At 56.8% G+C, this 18,328-nt stretch carries 13 protein-coding genes and 1 pseudogene; 3 read left to right on the forward strand and 11 right to left on the reverse strand.

Features of this window, described 5'->3' with window-relative positions:
• Positions 1-18: 18 nt before the first annotated feature.
• The 9 genes and pseudogenes from acs to EH31_RS08200 form a co-directional block, all read right to left on the reverse strand.
• A pseudogene (gene acs, locus EH31_RS08160) lies at positions 19-1,939 on the reverse strand (acetate--CoA ligase).
• Positions 1,940-2,046: 107 nt separating this feature from the next.
• Complete coding sequence (locus EH31_RS16870; RefSeq protein WP_051699073.1) at positions 2,047-3,888, reverse strand: methyl-accepting chemotaxis protein; 1,842 nt, start codon at positions 3,886-3,888, stop codon at positions 2,047-2,049.
• Positions 3,885-5,447 (reverse strand): putative bifunctional diguanylate cyclase/phosphodiesterase, encoded by a 1,563-nt coding sequence (locus EH31_RS08170; protein ID WP_241765869.1) that lies wholly within the window; start codon positions 5,445-5,447, stop codon positions 3,885-3,887. Before EH31_RS08170 ends, EH31_RS16870 begins: the two co-directional genes overlap by 4 nt.
• Positions 5,448-5,600: 153 nt before the next feature.
• On the reverse strand, positions 5,601-6,467 hold the full coding sequence (locus tag EH31_RS08175; protein WP_034959664.1) for a CheR family methyltransferase: 867 nt from the start codon (positions 6,465-6,467) through the stop codon (positions 5,601-5,603).
• 17 nt (positions 6,468-6,484) lie between these two features.
• Entirely contained in the window at positions 6,485-7,582 is a 1,098-nt protein-coding gene (cheB, locus tag EH31_RS08180) for a chemotaxis-specific protein-glutamate methyltransferase CheB (RefSeq protein WP_051699074.1), read from the reverse strand.
• Between the two features lie 128 nt (positions 7,583-7,710).
• Positions 7,711-8,076 (reverse strand): response regulator, encoded by a 366-nt coding sequence (locus tag EH31_RS08185; RefSeq protein ID WP_034959666.1) that lies wholly within the window; start codon positions 8,074-8,076, stop codon positions 7,711-7,713.
• A gap of 55 nt (positions 8,077-8,131) precedes the next feature.
• Positions 8,132-8,572: a chemotaxis protein CheW gene (locus EH31_RS08190; protein ID WP_034959667.1), complete on the reverse strand. Its 441-nt coding sequence runs from the start codon at positions 8,570-8,572 to the stop codon at positions 8,132-8,134.
• The gene (locus EH31_RS08195; protein ID WP_034959669.1) at positions 8,569-10,989 is read right to left on the reverse strand and encodes a chemotaxis protein CheA; all 2,421 of its coding nucleotides are present in this window, start codon (positions 10,987-10,989) and stop codon (positions 8,569-8,571) included. Before EH31_RS08195 ends, EH31_RS08190 begins: the two co-directional genes overlap by 4 nt.
• A 154-nt stretch (positions 10,990-11,143) precedes the next feature.
• On the reverse strand, positions 11,144-12,526 hold the full coding sequence (locus EH31_RS08200; RefSeq protein WP_051699075.1) for an MATE family efflux transporter: 1,383 nt from the start codon (positions 12,524-12,526) through the stop codon (positions 11,144-11,146).
• Between the two features lie 192 nt (positions 12,527-12,718).
• Here EH31_RS08200 and EH31_RS08205 point away from each other — a divergent pair, with 192 nt between their 5' ends.
• Entirely contained in the window at positions 12,719-13,495 is a 777-nt protein-coding gene (locus tag EH31_RS08205) for a class II aldolase/adducin family protein (RefSeq protein ID WP_034959670.1), read from the forward strand.
• 68 nt (positions 13,496-13,563) lie between these two features.
• Complete coding sequence (locus tag EH31_RS08210) at positions 13,564-14,124, forward strand: (2Fe-2S)-binding protein (protein WP_034959671.1); 561 nt, start codon at positions 13,564-13,566, stop codon at positions 14,122-14,124.
• 16 nt (positions 14,125-14,140) lie between these two features.
• On the opposite strand, the gene EH31_RS08215 is transcribed toward EH31_RS08210, so the two are convergent.
• Positions 14,141-16,351, reverse strand: coding sequence for a TonB-dependent receptor (locus tag EH31_RS08215; RefSeq protein WP_241765870.1), 2,211 nt, complete (start codon positions 16,349-16,351; stop codon positions 14,141-14,143).
• Positions 16,352-16,508: 157 nt separating this feature from the next.
• Between EH31_RS08215 and arsC the strand changes: the two genes are divergently transcribed.
• The gene (arsC, locus tag EH31_RS08220) at positions 16,509-16,853 is read left to right on the forward strand and encodes an arsenate reductase (glutaredoxin) (RefSeq protein ID WP_034959675.1); all 345 of its coding nucleotides are present in this window, start codon (positions 16,509-16,511) and stop codon (positions 16,851-16,853) included.
• Positions 16,854-16,875: 22 nt separating this feature from the next.
• Here the strand turns inward: arsC and EH31_RS08225 are convergent, their stop codons facing one another.
• A complete protein-coding gene (locus tag EH31_RS08225) occupies positions 16,876-18,279 on the reverse strand; it encodes an MFS transporter (protein WP_034959677.1) in 1,404 nt (467 codons plus the stop codon).
• Between the last annotated feature and the right edge of the window lie 49 nt (positions 18,280-18,328).

Raw genomic sequence — 18,328 nt, forward strand, 5'->3', positions numbered from 1 at the left:
GTTTCGGGGGCAAGAGCCTTAGCGGTTTTGCCGCCCTTCGATCAAACGCTCTACCAGCGAAGGATCAGCCAGCGTCGATGTATCGCCAAGCGAGCCGTAATCGTTCTCTGCCACTTTGCGCAAAATCCGGCGCATGATCTTGCCCGAACGGGTCTTGGGAAGGCCATCGGTGAACTGGATATGATCGGGCGTTGCAATCGGGCCGATTTCCTTGCGCACATGGCCACGAAGCTCCTTGTCCTTTGATATCATGCGGATAGCCAACCACGGCGGCTTCGGCGACGAGGGGGTGGAGCACCAATGCGCTTTCCACCTCGGCGGTTCCCATGCGGTGGCCAGACACGTTGATCACATCATCAACGCGGCCTGTGATACGGTAATAACCGTCGGCGTCGCGCTTGCATCCGTCGCCGGTGAAATACTTGGCCTTGTAGGTGCTGAAATAGGTTTGGATGAAGCGTTCGTGGTCGCCATAGACCGACCGGGCCTGGCCGGGCCATGAATGGGTAAGGCACAAATTGCCTTCATTTGCGCCTTCCAAAACCGCGCCTTCATTATCGACTAATTCCAATTGCACCCCGAACATCGGCAGGCCAGCGCTTCCCGGTTTCATATCGTGCGCACCGGGCAGGGTGGTCAGCATACAGCCGCCCGTTTCCGTCTGCCACCACGTGTCGATAATGGGACAGCGCTGATCGCCAACGACATCGAAATACCACCGCCAGGCTTCCGGATTGATCGGCTCACCCACGGTGCCAAGGAGGCGCAGCGAAGAGCGGTCGCGGCTGGTCACAAAATCGTCGCCTTCACGCATCAAGGCGCGGATCGCGGTGGGGGCAGTGTAGAGGATATTGACCTTGTGTTTGTCCACTACATCCCAGAAACGGCCATGGTCGGGGTAGTTGGGAACGCCTTCAAAGATGACCTGTGTCGCCCCGTTAAAAAGCGGGCCGTAAACGATGTAGGAATGGCCCGTGACCCAGCCAATGTCGGCACTGCACCAGAACACTTCGCCTTGTTTGTAATCAAAGATGTAGTGAAACGTTGTCGCCGTCCAAACGCCGTATCCGCCGGTTGTGTGGAGCACGCCCTTGGGTTTGCCGGTGGAGCCAGAGGTGTAAAGGATGAAGAGCGGGTCTTCTGCGTCCATAACCTCGCACGGGACAGCGGCATCGGATCTGGCTTCATGGAACCATTGATCGCGGCCCTCGTGCATCGTGATTTCGCCGCCGGTGTGCTTTACCACCAGAACGCCATCGACCGCTTCTGCGCCAGCTTCCCTATTGGCGATTTCAATCGCGGCATCTACATTGGCTTTGAGCGGGATGGGCTTTGATCCTCGCGACCCTTCATCAGCGGTCACAACAAAGCGCGAGCCGCAATCCTGAATGCGCCCGGCCAGCGCCTCGGGGGAGAAGCCGCCAAAGACCACAGAGTGAATGGCCCCAATCCGCGCGCAGGCGAGCATGGCGGTGACCCCTTCGATCACCATCGGCATATAGATCGTGACGCGCTCGCCTTTGGTAACGCCAATCGCTTTAAGAGCATTGGCCATGGCGATCACCTCGGATTGCAATTGCTTAAAGGTAAGGGTGCGCCCCGGACTATCGGGACTGTCGGGTTCAAAGATCAGCGCGGTGACATCGCCGCGCCCTGCGTCCACATGGCGGTCAACCGCGTTGTGGCACAGGTTCAAGGAGCCATCTTCGAACCATTTGATCGCGACCGGATCATAGGACCAATTCCCGCCCTTTGTCGGCAGGCTCGCCCAATCGAGGCATTCCGCCTGCTCAAGCCAGAAACCATCGGGATCTGCAATCGAGCGGGCATACATCTCTTCATATTGCGCGGCGGTGCAATGCGTTGGCGGGCCAGATTGTGGGCCAGATTGCGTGCCAGATTGCGGGCCTGCTTGCGGGCGCTGAACGGCCTCTGTCATTATCGTGTGCTCCCATGGATTTGTCTTGGGAACGATCAATAGTCGCAAGAAGGCTTGCGGGGGAAGGTCTGAATTTGGCTTTGCGATAGAAGCTTAGGGTCCTGAGCCTAAGGCGCGCGCACTTCGTCAAGGAAGCCGTTCACCTGGCTGCGCAGAGTTGCTGCCTGCTGTTGGAGCGCGGTCGCGCTGGAGAGCACCTGACTTGCAGCATTGCCCGTGGATGCGGAAAGCTCTTGCACTTCCTTAATATGCTCAGAGACTTCTGCGGTTCCGCGCGCGGCCATATCGATGCTGCGCGCAAGGTCCTGGCCAGCATAGCTTTGCTGATTGACCGCGCCTGCCATTTCGACGGCCACGCGTTCAAGCCCTTCCACTTCTATGGCAATCGAACGCAAAGCCGCAACGCTGGCCCCGGTGGTCTCCTGCATCTCGCGGATCTGTTTAGCCACCTTTTCCGTGGCCCGGCTGGTCTGCATCGCGAGCTCTTTCACCTCGCTTGCGACCACGGCAAAGCCGCGTCCCGCCTCGCCGCCGCGTGCCGCTTCGATAGAGGCGTTCAATGCAAGCAGATTGGTGCGCTGCGCAATGGTCTGGATAAGCTCGACAATTTGCCCGACCTGCTGCGCGCTTGCCGCCAGTTTGGCGATGGTCTCATCTGCTTCTTGGGTCGATGCGGAGGCCTTGCGTGCGAGCTGCGCGGAAGATTCAGCCTGCCGACTGACTTCGCCAATGGATACCGCAAACTCATCAGATGCCGACGCTGCCGCTGTTGCTCCGAAATTGGCGTCCTGCATTGCGGAGGAAACCTCGCTTGTGCGGGTTGATGTTTGCTGTGCTCTTGCCGCCATTGAGGTTGCGGTTGTTTGCAGCTGGCTGGATGCGGCGGCGACTTCACCAACGACATCGCCGATCTTGCGTTCAAAAGAATCGGCGATTTTGCGCAAGGTCTGCTCTCGCTCGGTCCTTGCTGCTTCGCGCTCTTGCTGGACGCGGGCTTGTTCTTCAAGCTGTTCGCGCGCCTTTTGCGAGCGCTCAAGGCTCAGCCGTTCGAGCCTGATGGCTGCCCGTTGGAAAACCATCACGGCGCGGGTCATCTGGCCAATTTCATCAGCGCGGTTGCCGTGCTCGAATTTCTCGATCTGTTCGCCCGATGAAAGGCGCGTCATCACATTGGCGAGCCCGGACAATGCAGCGCTTACGTGCCGGTCAAAGAATCGCTGCGCCATCAAGGTCAGGGCAAGAAGTATGATGACAATCGCGATCCAGAAAGCGAGGACACTCGTCATCAAGGAACTGTTGAACGATGCCGTTTGCAGGGCATCCGCTTCAAGCTGTTTGGCAAGCGCTTGGGCTGTATCCAAATCGAATGAACCCATTTCAGCAGAGCTTATGCCAAGTGTGCTCGCACCAATTGCGCGCGAACGTATGATGGTATCACCAAGGTCTTCGCGCAGCTTCGATACCGAAGTGGTGAGTTGCGCAATTTGAGCGGAGTTTGCGTCTGATTGGCGCTCAATCTTTTGGCCCTGAGCCGTTTGATTTCGCGTCGTCGATTGCAATTCACCAAGCGATACCAGCGCGCTATCAAGCCGTGACAGAGCCACTGCGCCAGTCGTTGGATCGCCTGCTTTGACAAGATTATTTATCTGATGCTCGGCCTCGGTCAGGTCGGCCACAACACGCTCCGCCAAAAAGGCGCTCCGATGCGAGTTGGTTGTCTGCTGCGTTTGCTTGTTGAGCTCAACAAAAGCGAAAATGAAAACGACACCGCCGAGAAGCGCAAGCGCCAAATTGACGCTGAAAAACAATGTGATTTTGCGACCAATGGAGAGACCTTTGAGCCATTCCAGGACACCTCCTTCACCTGTTTGCAGGCCGCCGTCTGCTCGCTTTGGATCGGCTGCCCGGCTGGCCTCAAGGTCAATTGCGATTTCTTGCAATGCGCTCATTGCGTGGGCTCGCGATTTGCGCAGGGCAGCGAGTCTTCCAAACGCATCTCTGTCTCATTGTCGCTTTGTGCGGTTTGGCGATCAATCAGAGCATCGATCTGCGCTGCAGGCATAGGCTTGTAATAAAGCCACCCCTGAATTTGATCGCACCCTGCCAAGCGCACCAGATCAGCCTGATCGTTGGTTTCAACACCTTCAGCGGTCACGTCCATCTGAAGCGCACGGGCGACCGCAATGCTCGATAGCATCATCGCACGGCTTCCTTCGTCAAGGGAGGCCTGAACCACAAGGCTTCGATCAAGCTTCAGTTTATCGAACCGGAACCGGCGCAAAAATCCAATCGAAGCGTAGCCTGTGCCAAAATCATCGAGCGAAATCCTGACCCCGAATTTGCGGATCACATCCAAAGTGCGTTCAGCGACATGGGGGTCGAGCACAAGATAGGTTTCGGTCACCTCCAGCTCGAGCATGTGCGGAGGAAAGCTGGTTTCTTCGAGTATCTCGCCAAGATTGATTGCAAATTCGGAATTGCGCAATTGCGCAGCGGATATGTTGACCGACAAGGTGATCCCGGGCCAACCGCGCGCCATGGTCATGGCTTCTTGCAAGACCCAAAGGCCGATTGAGTTGATGATCCCTGCTTCTTCAGCCACCGGAATAAACACATTGGGGCCGATTGGCTTCCCGTCAGACCGGTTCCAGCGCAGCAAAGCTTCAACCGCGACGATGCGGCCATCTTGAGCATCTACCAGGGGTTGGTAGGCAAGCTCAAACTCGCCCTTTTTCAAGCCTTCGCGCAAGCCATCTTCGAGATCGCGAACGATTTCGCGGCGTTTGTCGAAGCTTGAATTGAACCAGGTGCAGCGCATTTTGCCGCTGCGCTTTGACATATACATCGCCACATCCGCCCGGCGCATCAACTCTGCTGGATCAAGGCTGAAATCAGTGGTGATTGTGGCAAGGCCGACACTTGCGCCAATCGCCAGTTCCCGCTCGCCAACGCCAATGGGCGCTTGAAGCCGATCAAGTATTTTGCGGCACAGACCTTCGAGGATTGTGCCTGCCAGGGGGCCGCTGGCGAGGCTTGCAAATTCATCACCGCCAAGGCGATAACAGCGCGCCTCATCGCCAATCAATTCCTGCATAAGCACAGCGTATTGCTTGATCAATTCATCGCCTTCTTCGTGGCCGAAACGATCATTGATGAGCTTGAACCCGTCAAGGTCGAATACCGCCAGAGCAACCTCCTCACCGCTTTGGGCAAGATTGGCGATATCTCTTCGTAAAGCGCTGCGATTGGGGAGGTTTGTGAGGGTATCTCTGCGTCCCAATCGCTCCAATTCGCGGACATTGGCAACGCCGCTGCGGCTCAGGAAAAAGACTGTTGCTGCGTAAAGGAAGGCTCCTGCGATCAGCAAAAGGCTTGTGTCAATTAATGACAGCTTCTCGCTTGCAATAACCACCAAAGCGATTGCCGAAACCACCAATGAGACGGTGGCGAGCGGAAGCAGCACCAATCCTGTTGGGGTCAAACGCAGTGGTTTGGATGGTTGAGGCACTCAGCTTCCCTTAGAGGCGCGATCATTCCTGATCGCCAGCAGTTCACGCTAAAGATGAATGGCTAACGCCCGGTAAAATGTGGGCCTGTTTGAGCTACGCAATGCGGGCGTAAGACTTAGAATCACGGCCTATGTGCATCTACTTACTTGCATCTATGCAAATTGGGCGGTGGGCTCGGCCCCCTGGATGGAGCTGCGCAGTTCGAAAATGCTGGCGCGTTTGCCCGAGGGGATGAACGCATCGGTGTGCGGCGACACGGTTTCGCCAGCGCCCAGCATAAGAAATCCGTCATTGGCAAGCGCATTGGAAAGCCGCTGGAACGCAAGCGCGCGTTTCTCGCTACCGAAATAGAGCAGAACATTGCGACATAAGATGAGATCAAATCGCCCCCGACCCGGGCTTTGCGTAAGGATATTGTGCTCTTCAAATCGGCTATGCCGGCGTGCATTCTCGCGCATCTGCCAACCACCTGCTGCCTCATCGAAATAGCTGAGCATTGCCGACACACCAAGGCCGCGCTGAATTTCGAATTGGGTGTATAGACCTTTGCGGGCGACCTGAATCGCCTTGTTGGAAATGTCAGTTCCCAGGATTTCAATGTTCCAGCCAGCCCACAGACCTTTTTGCTCTTCAAACAGCATTCCAAGGCTGTGGACCTCTTGGCCGGTTGAACATCCCGCGCACCAAATTGAAAGACGCCGCTCGCGTTGGCGGCGCTTTTTCAATTCGGGTAAAACCTCCAACGGGATCTGATCAAATGTGGGCTTGTCGCGGAAGAAATAGGTTTCGTTATTGAGAAGCGCCTCGACGATTTCATCCGCCAGATCGTTGTACTGGGATGGCTGGGAAGCGGCACCAAGCAGGCACACAAGCTGATCGATATTGGCAATGCCGTGCCGCCGAAAAACGCCTGAGAGCGCCGATTCAAGGCGCCATTTGCGGCTATCGGTCAACTGTTGCCCGGTCCGCTGGGCCAAAAGATCAGAGATGATCTTGTAGGAGGCTTGGCTAAATTCCATGAGCAAATCGCCGCGGGTTACGCGGCAGGAACTCCGCCGCGGGGCACCGCTTTGTCGGCAAGCCTTGCCATGATTGCCTGGCCCAAGCCTTGAGGCGTAGCGACAAAGCTTGTGAGGCCTGCTTTTGTGACTGCGCCCGGCATTCCCCAGACCGCACACGTTTCTGCGCTTTGTGCCCAGATGGAGCCACCTGCCTCGACCAGACTTTGCGCGCCGTGGAATCCATCGCGGCCCATGCCCGACAAGATAATGGCAAGAACGCGGCCCTCGCAGGCCTCCGCCAGGCTTTTGAGCATTGGGTCAACTGACGGCAAGCAGCCGCTCACCGCTGGCTCAGCAGAGGTGCGAGCGACCAGGCGGTCAGAAAGGCGGGACACGCGCATATGGCCATGACCGGTCGCAATAGCGATTTCGCCCCCGCGTATCTCGGTTCCATCTTCGGCAATCTTGGTCGGTCGCCCGCTCGCAACTTCGATCTGGCGGGCGAAAACCGGAATGAAATTGCTCGGAAGATGCTGAGTGATCAAGATGGGCAAGGTGCATGAAGGAGAAAGCTCTCGCAGCATGAGGTTGATCGCGTGGATGCCCCCGGTAGAGGCTCCAATAGCGATCACGTCAGGCCGTTTGAGCCTCGGGGTCTTAAGAGCTGGCGTGATAGAGCCCGATGTGGCCTGTGCGTCCAATGCTGTCCCAGCCAGTGCGCCCATTTGTTCAGCGGATGATGCCGCATCAGTCCCGTCAGAACCAAGCGCGCGAATTTTGCTCAGGAGCTGGCTGCGATAGTCTTCAGTAAAGCCGCCGGGACGCGGTTTTTGCAAGGTGTCTGCTGCCCCGTTTGAAAGCGCTTCAACCGTTGCCTCTGCGCCATCTTGGGTGAGCGAGGACACCACCAGAACTTGAACGCCCGGAGCTGCTGCAAGAAGGTCCGGCAACGCTTTGAGCCCGCCAATGCCCGGCATCTCCAGATCAAGCAGGACGACGTCGGCTGGCTCTTTTTTGATTTGCGCGATGGCACGCTCGGCGCTGCTTGCCGTTCCTGCGATTTCCATTGAGGGATCGCCTTCCACCATGCGGCGGAAAATTGTGCGCACCGTCAGCGAATCGTCGACGATCATCACTCGGATGAGCGAACCCGCCTTACCCTCAGCAAGACGCTGAATGCGGCTCTGGATTCGAGGTGAGGCAGGAGCCGTTGACGAAGGCTTAGAACCTGCCTTCCCGAAAGGAGGGCTGGGCGGGATGTTCATGCAAAGCCAACAAGCTGGAGTTTGATCTGAAGCGTTTCGTGGTCGAAAGGTTTCATTACATATTCGTCAGCACCAGCGCTGATCGCTTCGCGGATATGGGAAACATCGTTTTCCGTGGTGCAAAAGACCACCTTCGGCTTATCCCCGCCATCCCTTTTGCGAAGGTGAGTGATGAACTCGATCCCGGTCATTACCGGCATATTCCAATCCAGCAGAATGACGTCAGGCATCGCCTTGTCACACGCATCCAGACCCAATTGACCGTTTTCGGCCTCACCCACAGTAAATCCCAAGGTTTCAAGGATGTGCCTCGAAACCTTTCGGATCACTTTAGAATCATCAACAACAAGGCAGGTTTTCATTATTATTCCCCGAAGCCAGAACCCTTATCGGTATGCCGATAAGGTAAGCATTGAATTAAGCGGCCATGTCGTTTGCTGCGTGCCCGTCGACTATTTTTTCAAGATTTAGCAAGAGTGCAGGCCCCACCCGAGTTTCGATCAAGCCTTTGGAAACACGCGACCACCGTTTGCCAAACCCACCCGGAACGGATGCGGGTTCGCTCATGGCGGTGCAAATATCCTCGATTGCATCCACTCTTAAAGCGTAAGCGTCTCCATGAAAGCTGGCCACGATAGCGCGGTGATCGGTTGCAAAGTTGTCTGCGTCAAAACCCATCGCGGTCCGGCAATCCAATACCGTCAATGCCTGGCTTCGCAGAGCGGTAAGGCCGGTGATGTAACTGGGCGTGCGCGGGATTGGGGTGACCGCCGCGATCTCGATCACAGACTGCACCTCTGGCGCTAGAAATGCACAGCGGCGCCCTGCGATAAGCGCCATGACAAGGAGCGAATTCATGTGGCGGTCCCTCCTGCGCGTCGAACTTTACGAAGCGCCTTGATCAGGCCTTCTCGGTCATATTTGTAGACGGTGTCTGCATCCCCGCTGGCCTCTGGCGCATCGCGAAGGCGTACAACAGGAGTGGTTGATGCGGTGCCCGGATCGCCTGAGGGTTCGGCTTGATCTTCAAAGTAGATCGCAACGTCTTCCACAGCATCGCTATCGGATGCGACATCGTATCCCGCTGATACAACTAACGGCGCAAGAACGGTGCGTGCCCAATCGCCATCGGGTATGCGGCAGACCGGCTTTGCCGCGCTCTCAGGCGCTTCACCAAAGCGGGCGAACAAGTCGTGCCCGTCAAGTAGTCTGACGGTTTTTTCACCCGTGGCTTTGTCCCCTACCAGGATCACAGCCTCGACCGATTGCTCGTCTCTTACCGGCTTAAGATCGCCACTAAGGTCAATCGCCTCTTCGACCGCGCGCACAGCGTAAAGCAATTGCATCGTGCCATCGTTGAGGTGCAGCAGGCGTAGTTTTTGAAGCTCAATCGGGTCTTTGGGAAGTCCAGCCAAAGGCAGGATTTGCCCATCGAGAATAGCGCGCATTTGGGTGCCGGTGCGGTCAACCGCGTCCATCGCGATGGTCTCGATGCGTTGAACAAGCTCCAAACGGACAGCGCATCGGCGGCCTTCGAAGTCTTTGAAAAGCATAGCGCGGCCTGCTTGACCCAATTGTGCCTCAGCAAAATCACCCTCGCTTTGCAGAACACTGCTGCTGAGGTCGGAGGTGATTTTCTGCTCTGAGGCAATGTTGGTCACATCAAGCAGCAAGACGGGCTGACCGTCATCAAGCAGGGTGGAGCCAGCATAAACGCCCGCTTTCATCACTGCAGGCGCAAGAGGTTTCACCACGATATCGCCGTGGGAATGGATCCCATCGACCGCAAGGGCAAACAAATCCCCATTCGCCAGCCGAAGCATGACCATCGTGTGTTCGCTTTCAGCCACCGTGCTTGGGGGAAGGCCAAGAACTTTGTGCAGGTGGAGGCATGGCACGCGCTTGCCTCTGAACGTGACAAGCGCGGTTTCGCCCACCCGAGTGAAATCGAGCGCCTTTGATGAGGAGTGTATGATTTCGTCGATATAGCTTTGCGGTATGGCAAAACGCTGGCCGCTGGTCTCCACGGTAAGCCCGGCGATAATGCTGAGTGTCAAAGGGATTTGCAGGGTAAACTGCGAGCCAACGCCTTTGGTTGATTTGACCGATATGGTGCCACCAACACGTCCCAGATTCTGGCGCACCACATCAAGGCCAACCCCGCGTCCTGAGATATTGCTGACTGTTTCTGCGGTTGAAAAGCCCGGCTGAAAGACGAGCTGTAAAATCGCATCGCGGTTCATTGCGGCTCGCTGAGCTTTGGTGATCAGGCCGGTTGCGACGGCTTTATCTGCGATATTGTCTTCGCAAAGGCCGCGTCCATCATCGCTGACCACAACCAGGATCATATTTCCTGATTGGCGCGCAGTGATCGACAAAAACCCGATCTCAGGTTTACCAAGGGAAAGGCGTTCAGACGGTGGTTCGATGCCGTGGTCGATGGAATTGCGGATGATGTGCGTGAGCGGATCGCGGATCGTCTCGATCATCTCGCGGTCAAGCTCAACATCGCCGCCTTCCAGATCGATCATCACCTGTTTGCCAAGATCATTGGAAAGGTCGCGGACAAGCCGGGGGAATGCGTTGAACAAGGTTTCTATGCGCTGCATCCGCATCCGCGTGATGGCATCGCGAACATCGGAAAGGATCGCTGTCAGCCGCTCAAAAGGGCCGTCGATCATGGGCTGAGTGCCGGCTTGGCGCAGGCGGTGGGCCAGATCGTTGCGGGCCAGAACCATATCGGAAACGCCGCTCATCACCCGGTCAAGCAGATCGACAGGCAGGCGAATAGAGCGCTGGCCCCCGACACCATCGGCTCTCTTCGTGTTTTGTGCAGGGCCCTTATCTTCAGCCGTGTTGCTTTGGGAAAACGTGTTTGCAGCCGCGGTTGCGTCCGCATTTTGCACACCGTCCGCTTCAAGCGCTGCGATCAGCGCTTCATCCCCGCCATTGGGAAGGTCTTCACCTGCATCAATTGCATCGACCATGACGACAATCCGGTCGATGATGGCCAAGACGGCGGTGACAAGTCGTTGATCGGGCTGGCGCTTACCCGAGCGGCAATCAGACAGCGCATCTTCAGCGGCGTGGCTGAGCGTGGCGAGCCGGGGAAGATCGAAAAAGCCGCAATTGCCTTTGACCGTATGGACAAAGCGGAAAATGGTGTCGAGACGCGCGCTATCTGCTGGATTGGCCTCCCAAGCGACAATTTCGCCTGCGCTTGCCTCCAGCATTTCGCGTGTTTCTGCGACGAAATCCGCCAGCAGGTCGTCCATATTGCGCGTGCCCTTTGTTCGTTGCCGAACCGCTTTTATTGGGGTGTCACCTGTAAAGAGATGTCACTTCGGAGGTCGCTTATGAACGGGGATGGTTAACGATTGCCTATCTTGCGGGACTTATCGTTACCTGCGTGATGCAGTGGCTTTCGCATCAACTGCTGTGTTTGTCGGGCGCTCTTTTCGCAAGCAACCAATAGGCAAGCGCGCCGCCGGTCAGGCCGCCGAAAATATTGGCAGCAAGTTCAGCGGAATAGACAGCAGCGCTGCCCCAACTGGCAAGGAACACCCATGCAAAGGGCAGCATGACGAGGAAAACACGGGCCGCCGATTGGCTCAGCGCAAAAGAGGCCCTGTCGATCGCATTGAGAATGCCGTTTGAAACGATCAAAACGCCAAAGCCTGCATATCCCCACGCAGCGATCTGGATATAGAGCGCGAACTGCTCAATGATTTTTGGGTCTTGGCTAAAGAAGCCTGCAAACCATTCAGCCATCGGTACTGTGACAGCGACAAGCGCAAGGCCCCAGACAAGACAAAAGCCAAAGGCATAAAGCGCGGATTTTCGGGCGCGGCCATATTCGCGCGCGCCCCAGTTCTGGCCCACGATCGCCCCGATTGATCCCGACAATGCGAGCAACGGGACAGTCGCAATTCCCTGCAAACGTCCCGCTGCGCCAAAGGCTGCGACCGCCGCTTCGCCCTGGGTCGCGATTACGGCAGTGAGGACCGAAAGGCCAATCGGGTTGATCGAATTGGAGAAGGCGGCAGGGCCTGCCACGCGCAAGATCGATACCGCTGGATCAACCCAGCTTCCCTCGCGGATAAGCGATGGGTCAAACGGCAGGTCAGTCTGGCGAAGCAACACGAACGCCACCACAACGCCGATCAAGTATCCGATGATCGTCGCATAGGCGGCGCCGACAATTCCATAACCTTCGAACCCAAATGCGCCGGTGATGAGAAGGGGGTCGAGCACCCAATTGGCCGCTGCATAGCTGACCGAGACAATGCTGGTTTTCTTCGCTTCGCCCTGACCGCGAAGCACGCCGTTAAAACCCATTATTGCAAGGACCAGCGGAAAGCCAATCGCATAGGGTTGCATATATTCAAGGATGAGAGGCCGCAGATGATCGGGGGCATTCATAAGCGCAAACAGCGGATCAAGCAGGGCAAAAAGCACCAGGCCCATGACGACACCGATCAGAACCGCAAAGATCAGCCCAAAATTCGCCCGCCGTGCGCAGCGTTCAAAATCCCCTTCGCCAAGGGCTCTTGCAACGACCGAATTGATCCCGACCATTACCCCCACACCGATGGAAGAAAGCGCGACGGTGATAGGGAAAATGAACGAAATCGCAGCCAGCGCATCGGAACCCAACTGGCCGATGAAATAGGCATCCACCAGCCCGATTGACATGATCGCCGAGACACCGATGATCGCAGGCAGAGTTTGCCCGATCAGGTGCCCGATCACGCTGCCTGTGGCGAGCTTTGCAGATGTATCTGATGATGGGGCAGAGGCGGATTTGCTCATGGAAGGCGCGGGCTTATCCGGCCAAACACGTTGGCGCAAAGCAATTCACCTTCGCGCTTTTCAAACAAGGCCTTGTGAACTTCCAACGGCAGGCCAAAACAGCAGGTACCCGCCTATGCGCAGAGATGCTTGCCGCGATGGGCAGATTAGTGCGATAAGGGCACCAAAGATATTTGAGAAAGGGATAGTTCCATGGCAACCCAACTGAAGCCTTCTGAGAGCTTAGAGGGACAAGTGAGCAAGGAAGAATGGCAGGCGCGCCTTGATCTGGCCGCATGCTACCGGATTTTCGACCACATGGGTTGGGGCGAATCGATCTACAACCACATCTCTTTGAAAGTGCCGGGCGAAGAGGACACCTTCCTCATCAACCCGTTTGGGCTTCTTTATGACGAAGTGACCGCATCGAACCTTGTGAAGATCGATGTCGAGGGCAACAATGTGGGCGGTTCGCCATACATGGTGAACAAAGCGGGCTTCACCCAGCACGCGCATTTTCACAAACATTTGGGCGGGCGCGCTGATGCGATTTGCCACGTGCACACGACCGCAACCATGGCGGTTTGCAGCCACAAGGAAGGCCTTCGCCCGATCAGCTTTTACGCCTGCAATTTCCAGGACCAGATCGGCTATCACGACTTTGAAGGCGTGACGGTGCGCGCCGAAGAAGGCGACCGTTTGGTGCAAAACCTTGGCAACCACACCATTTTGATGCTGCGCAATCATGGCCCGGTTGTCATGGACGGCACCATTCAGGGCATGTTTGTGAAGATGTGGGCGCTGCAACGCGCCTGCGAAATTCAGGTTGCAACCCTTTCCCAAGGCGAGCCGCAGGTTGTGCCGCAAGAGGTGATCGACGTCCACCAGCGCGATCTTTCAGTCATGGCCAGCCAGGGCGGGGCAGGCGTCTTCGACTTTGAAGCGTGGAAGCGCCGCATCGACAAGATCGACGACAGCTGGCGCCATTAAGGCGGGCTGCGCGTTCACATTTTTCTCATTCCATTCACCTCGATGGTAAATCGCCTTGATGGTCAATCATGCCTAGGATGACAGTGAACGGGCGTCCGGTTGAGTTTGATCTCGACCCGGATATGCCATTGCTCTTCGCGCTGCGCGAGGCGGCGAACCTGACTGGCACCAAGAACGGTGGCGGCGGGGCGACGTGTGAATGCGGGGCGTGTACCGTTTTGGTCGATGGGGCCGCGCTTCGCTCTTGCCGGATTACTCTGGCAGAGGCGGAAGGGCGCTTTATCACCACGATCGAAGGACTGTCGCGTGACCGGGCTCACCCGGTGCAGCAGGCCATGGTGGCAGAGCAAGCGATACAATGCGGATTTTGCACGCCGGGCATTGTGATGGCAGGTGCGGGCCTCCTCACCCGAAACCCCGCGCCCAGCCGGGCTGAAATCGAAGAGGCGATCCCCAATGATTGCCGCTGCGGCGTATATCCGCGCCTTGTCAGCGCGATTGAGCGTGCAGGGCGCGTGACACAGCGCCAGGAAAGCATCAGCGCAGCGCCCGCGCCTGCGATTGACGCAGACGACGCAGCGCAAGCTGTTCCAGCGCTCAGAGTGGCTCCGAGTTCCGAAGAACCCTGAGCCTAGTCTCTGATCCTTAAAAACGTCCCGTAATCGCGAAGCGTGCATTGAGCGGCGCGCCGACGGTTACTTCGTGTGTCGAATGTGAATTGGGGAAATATGTTGTGTCAGTCAGGTTCTCGATATTGACCTGCACGCGCACATTGTCGCTCACATCATAAAATGCGGCGGCGTCAATTCGCGTATATGCGGGCAGAACGGCGGTGTTGCCATTGTTGACGAAGCTTTCGTCCTGATGCGTCAGGCCAAGCCCGATGCCAAAGCGCTCAGTGACTTCCACCTGGTTCCAGATTGAGAACGTGTTTTCCGGCAATTCACGCGGGCGAAGGTCGGTTGGGCCAAGGCGGTCCACCTGTTCGCCATCGAGATAGGAATATCCCGCAATCACCGTCCAGCCGGGCAGCACTTCGCCTTGCAATTGCAATTCAAACCCTTGGATTTCGCTGTCAATTATATCGAGCGTTGCCGCGTCATTGTCATTGGGCTGAGGTGAGCTTTGGCGGATCTCGAAAATCGCCGCTGTCAGGCTAAGGTCGTTCGCAAAATCCCATTTGACGCCTGCTTCAAGGTTTTCAAACCGGTCGGGATCAAGTGCATTGTTGGCGCCATTAATATCGGTAAACTGCTCGCCTGAACGCGGCAGGAAGCTTTCCGAATAGCTGGCGTAAATCGAGATGTTTTCTTGCGGTTTGAGGATGATACCACCGCGCGGCGAAAACTCTTCATCCTTGCGGGTGCGGATTTCGGCTGCGGGGACATTGTTGACGGTGATGTCAAAGCTGTCGAAGCGCCCGCCCACAATCACGTTCAGCCAGTCGGTAATCTCGATCTCATCTTGAATGTAGAGCGAGACAACGTCGATATCGACCTGTGTAAAATCATTGAGGTCGGTGGTGAAATCATTGGTCGTGGTGCGCCCGTCGGCAAGTGTGCCGGTGTTTGCGCGAAGGGCAAGCGGGCGGTTGGCAAAGAAGATCGCCAGATCGGAGCGCGCTGCGCCAAAGAAGGGGTCAACCACGCCATTGGCTGCGTCCTGGACAGATGTGTCAAAGCGCGAATTGAAGCGGTCCTGATCTGACGATGTGTTGATGTATTCCCCGCCGATCAAAAGCGTGTGCGCAAGCGAGCCGGTTTCAAATTCGCCGATCAGATTGCCCGACAGGATCAGGTTCTCGCGAAAGGTGCTGTCGATATATCCATCAAGCTCGATCCGGTTGGTGGCCGGGTCATAGTCAGAGTTGAAGAAGTTCGAATACACTTTGTCAAAGTCGCCATAGAACGCGTTGAAGACGCCTTTCCAATTGTCGGAAAAATTGTGGGCGACATTGGCGCGTAAGATATGCGCTTCCAGATCGTTGAAGTTTTCTTGCTGCGTGCCAAAGGTCACACGGTCAAGCGCTTCGACCGGGCGGCCATCTGCGCCGGTGGGAATTCCGCGATCCACAAAACGGCGGTGGTTGGCATATTCATACGCCACATCGACAATGGTGTCTTCGCCCAAGGCAAAACGCGCTGTTGGGTTAATCCCGATCCGTTCGCCATCATACAAATCGCGGTGGTTGTTGAGGCTTTCATAGGCCGCGTTAAGGCGGAAGGCGGCCGTATCGGAGGATGAAAGGTTGAAGTCGGCAAAGACGCTGAATTCGCCAAAGGTGTCGACCGCGACCTGGCCACCGGCAAAGTTGGTGTTGAATTCGCCTTTCTTGGTCACACGGTTGAGAACGCCGCCTGCACCGCCGCGACCGAACAGCAAAGCGTTGGGACCTCGCAGGATTTCGACCTGCTCGATATTATAGAGGCTGCGATAGTATTGCACGTCATCGCGCGCGCCATCGATGAAGAAGTCGGCTGTGGAGCGAACGCCGCGAAAGACGATTGCGTCGCGGTGCCCTTCGCCCTGAGATGTGTTTACGCCGGGCGTGTAGTCGATGATCTCGCCAATGCTGACCCAGCCGCGATCCTGAATCTGCTGTTCAGTTGTGATCGACAGGCTTTGCGGCACGTCGATAATCGGGGTCGGTGTCTTGACCGAATTGACGGCAGAGGATTGGAGGATGTCGCCGGTTACAAGGATGTCATTGCCCTGCGTTTCCATGATCGGTCCTGCGTCAGTGATCAGCGGAGCATTGCGTCCAGCATCTGATTCGGTTTTTGTCTCAGCAGCGGCAGGAAACGCGATTGCGGCACAGCCAATAAGAAGCGCGGTGCGGGCGAGATGAGTAGTCAAGATATTCCCCTAGAATGATGTCCGGCCACTCTGCTATTGCAAGCCATTCGCAACTGCAAGACAAATATTGCGAATAATTCGCATATTCTATTCCTGTGGCAAATTTGCCCCGTCGAAGCTATGGGCGCGCTGATCAAAAACTGAGGAATACAACGGCATGAAAGCGACCATCTGGCACAATCCGAAATGCGGCACTTCGCGCAAAACGCTCGCCATATTGGAAGAACGCGATGATGTGGAATTGACCGTGGTTGAATATCTGAAACAGCCTCCCACCCGCGAAAAACTTGCGCAGCTTTACAAGGACGCCGGGATCACCCCCAATCAGGGCCTTCGTATTCGCGGAACCGATGCGACAGAACGCGGGCTGCCTGATGCGGATGCTGACGCGGTTCTGGATGCGATGGCAGCGGACCCCATCTTTATCGAGCGTCCTTTGGTGGAAACCGACAAGGGCGTTGCGATTTGCCGACCGCAAGAAGAGGTGCTGAAGCTGCTTTAGCGGCTATCCGTTGACCTCACACTCAGCGGTCTGTGGTCAGCACTTCATCGCGCGCAAGGTTGAGCCAGCTCACCAGCGCAACGCCAAGGCAGACCGCGATGATCGCACCAAAGCCGAGCCAGTCGTTGATAGAATAAAGCCACACGCCAAGGCCGGGCGCATAGATGAAGCTTGCGCCTGCAACGCTTGCGACAATGCCGGATGCCTGCCCTTGTTCAGCGCGCGTGACCGCCAGCGATGTGCCTGCGGTGGTGCCGGGGCGAAACAATCCAAAGCCAAGCGAGGCAATGGCAAAGCCCAGAGACAGCGTCAGCACCGTATCTGCAACGCCCAGAATAGCTGTGCCAAAAGCTGCGACGACCAATCCCCACAAGGTGGCAGCACGCGGCCCAATCTGGAAACGCGGGATAATGCCCCATTGCGCAAGCAAGGTCGCAAGCGCTCCAAACACCAGAACAAGGCTTACCAAGCTTGTTCCTTCGGTCAGGTTATCGCGCAGGTCCAGGCGGTCGAGCACAAGAAACCCAACAATCCCCATGATCATCGCCTGCGCATGACCGCCAAAAAGGCTGGCGATGACCCAATGGCGAAGGCGCGGTTCAAACCATTTGAGGCGAGCCTGATCGCCTTGCGGAAGCGCGGGGTCGCTTTCCTCTTCATCGTCCTCCTGATCGTCTTTATCGCGTTCGTTCATCGCATCGGAATCGTTTACCCCGGCCCCTGGATCGCCAAAGGTTTTCCCGCGCGCGGCAAACTGCGGCTCATCATTGGGCAGGCGAAGGCGCACAAGGATGAGCACAATGATGCCCACCAGAGTGAAGAACCAGAACGGACCCGTCAGCCCAATGCCAAAGAAGGGCACGATCATCAGCGGGGCAAGGACGGGACCCACCACTGTGCCAAGGCCAAAGCTTGAAGCGACAAGCGACAGCGCTTTGGTGCGTTCAGAGCGCGGGGTGCGCGCGGCGACATAGGCTTGCACGGCTGGCGGGGCCGCGCTGCCAAATCCGCCATAGGCGCTGCGGGCGATGGCAAACAGGATAAGCGTCCAAGTGCCTGCAAGCCAGCCGGAAAGCCCTGCCCAAAGGACAGCGGCACACAGCGACATCGAGGCGATAAACCCGATCAGCCCCAGCGCCATCATCGCCTTGCGCCCGCGTTTATCGGAACGCCGCGCCCAGATGGGCGCGCACGCCACCCACAGCAAAGCCGACCATGAATAAGCAAGGCTGATCCAGACATCATCGATTTTGAGAGCCGTACCCACCGAAGGCATGACCGAATGCATTGCCGTGTTGCCAGCCGCCGCAACCAGCATGACCATAAACAATAGCGCCATGCGCCCGTTGGAAATGGCGCTATGACCTTGGGTGTGATCGGCAGGCGGTAAAGCGCTGCTTTGAGGTGGAGGCTGGGTTTGGGACATTGGCAATGCCGCTAGGCCAGTGGGGCGCGGTGATCAATCAGTGATTGAT

The sequence above is a fragment of the Erythrobacter longus genome (assembly GCF_000715015.1).
GTDB classification, from domain to species: domain Bacteria; phylum Pseudomonadota; class Alphaproteobacteria; order Sphingomonadales; family Sphingomonadaceae; genus Erythrobacter; species Erythrobacter longus.

Coding starts and splice junctions, on each gene's coding strand:
- EH31_RS16870 (WP_051699073.1), bottom strand. CDS start 3,888: ATGAGCGCATTGCAAGAAATCGCAATTGACCTTGAGGCCAGCCGGGCA.
- EH31_RS08195 (WP_034959669.1), bottom strand. CDS start 10,989: ATGGACGACCTGCTGGCGGATTTCGTCGCAGAAACACGCGAAATGCTG.
- EH31_RS08210 (WP_034959671.1), top strand. CDS start 13,564: ATGCCTAGGATGACAGTGAACGGGCGTCCGGTTGAGTTTGATCTCGAC.
- EH31_RS08185 (WP_034959666.1), bottom strand. CDS start 8,076: ATGAAAACCTGCCTTGTTGTTGATGATTCTAAAGTGATCCGAAAGGTT.
- cheB (WP_051699074.1), bottom strand. CDS start 7,582: ATGATCGTCGACGATTCGCTGACGGTGCGCACAATTTTCCGCCGCATG.
- arsC (WP_034959675.1), top strand. CDS start 16,509: ATGAAAGCGACCATCTGGCACAATCCGAAATGCGGCACTTCGCGCAAA.
- EH31_RS08200 (WP_051699075.1), bottom strand. CDS start 12,526: ATGAGCAAATCCGCCTCTGCCCCATCATCAGATACATCTGCAAAGCTC.
- EH31_RS08175 (WP_034959664.1), bottom strand. CDS start 6,467: ATGGAATTTAGCCAAGCCTCCTACAAGATCATCTCTGATCTTTTGGCC.
- EH31_RS08205 (WP_034959670.1), top strand. CDS start 12,719: ATGGCAACCCAACTGAAGCCTTCTGAGAGCTTAGAGGGACAAGTGAGC.
- EH31_RS08225 (WP_034959677.1), bottom strand. CDS start 18,279: ATGTCCCAAACCCAGCCTCCACCTCAAAGCAGCGCTTTACCGCCTGCC.
- EH31_RS08190 (WP_034959667.1), bottom strand. CDS start 8,572: ATGAATTCGCTCCTTGTCATGGCGCTTATCGCAGGGCGCCGCTGTGCA.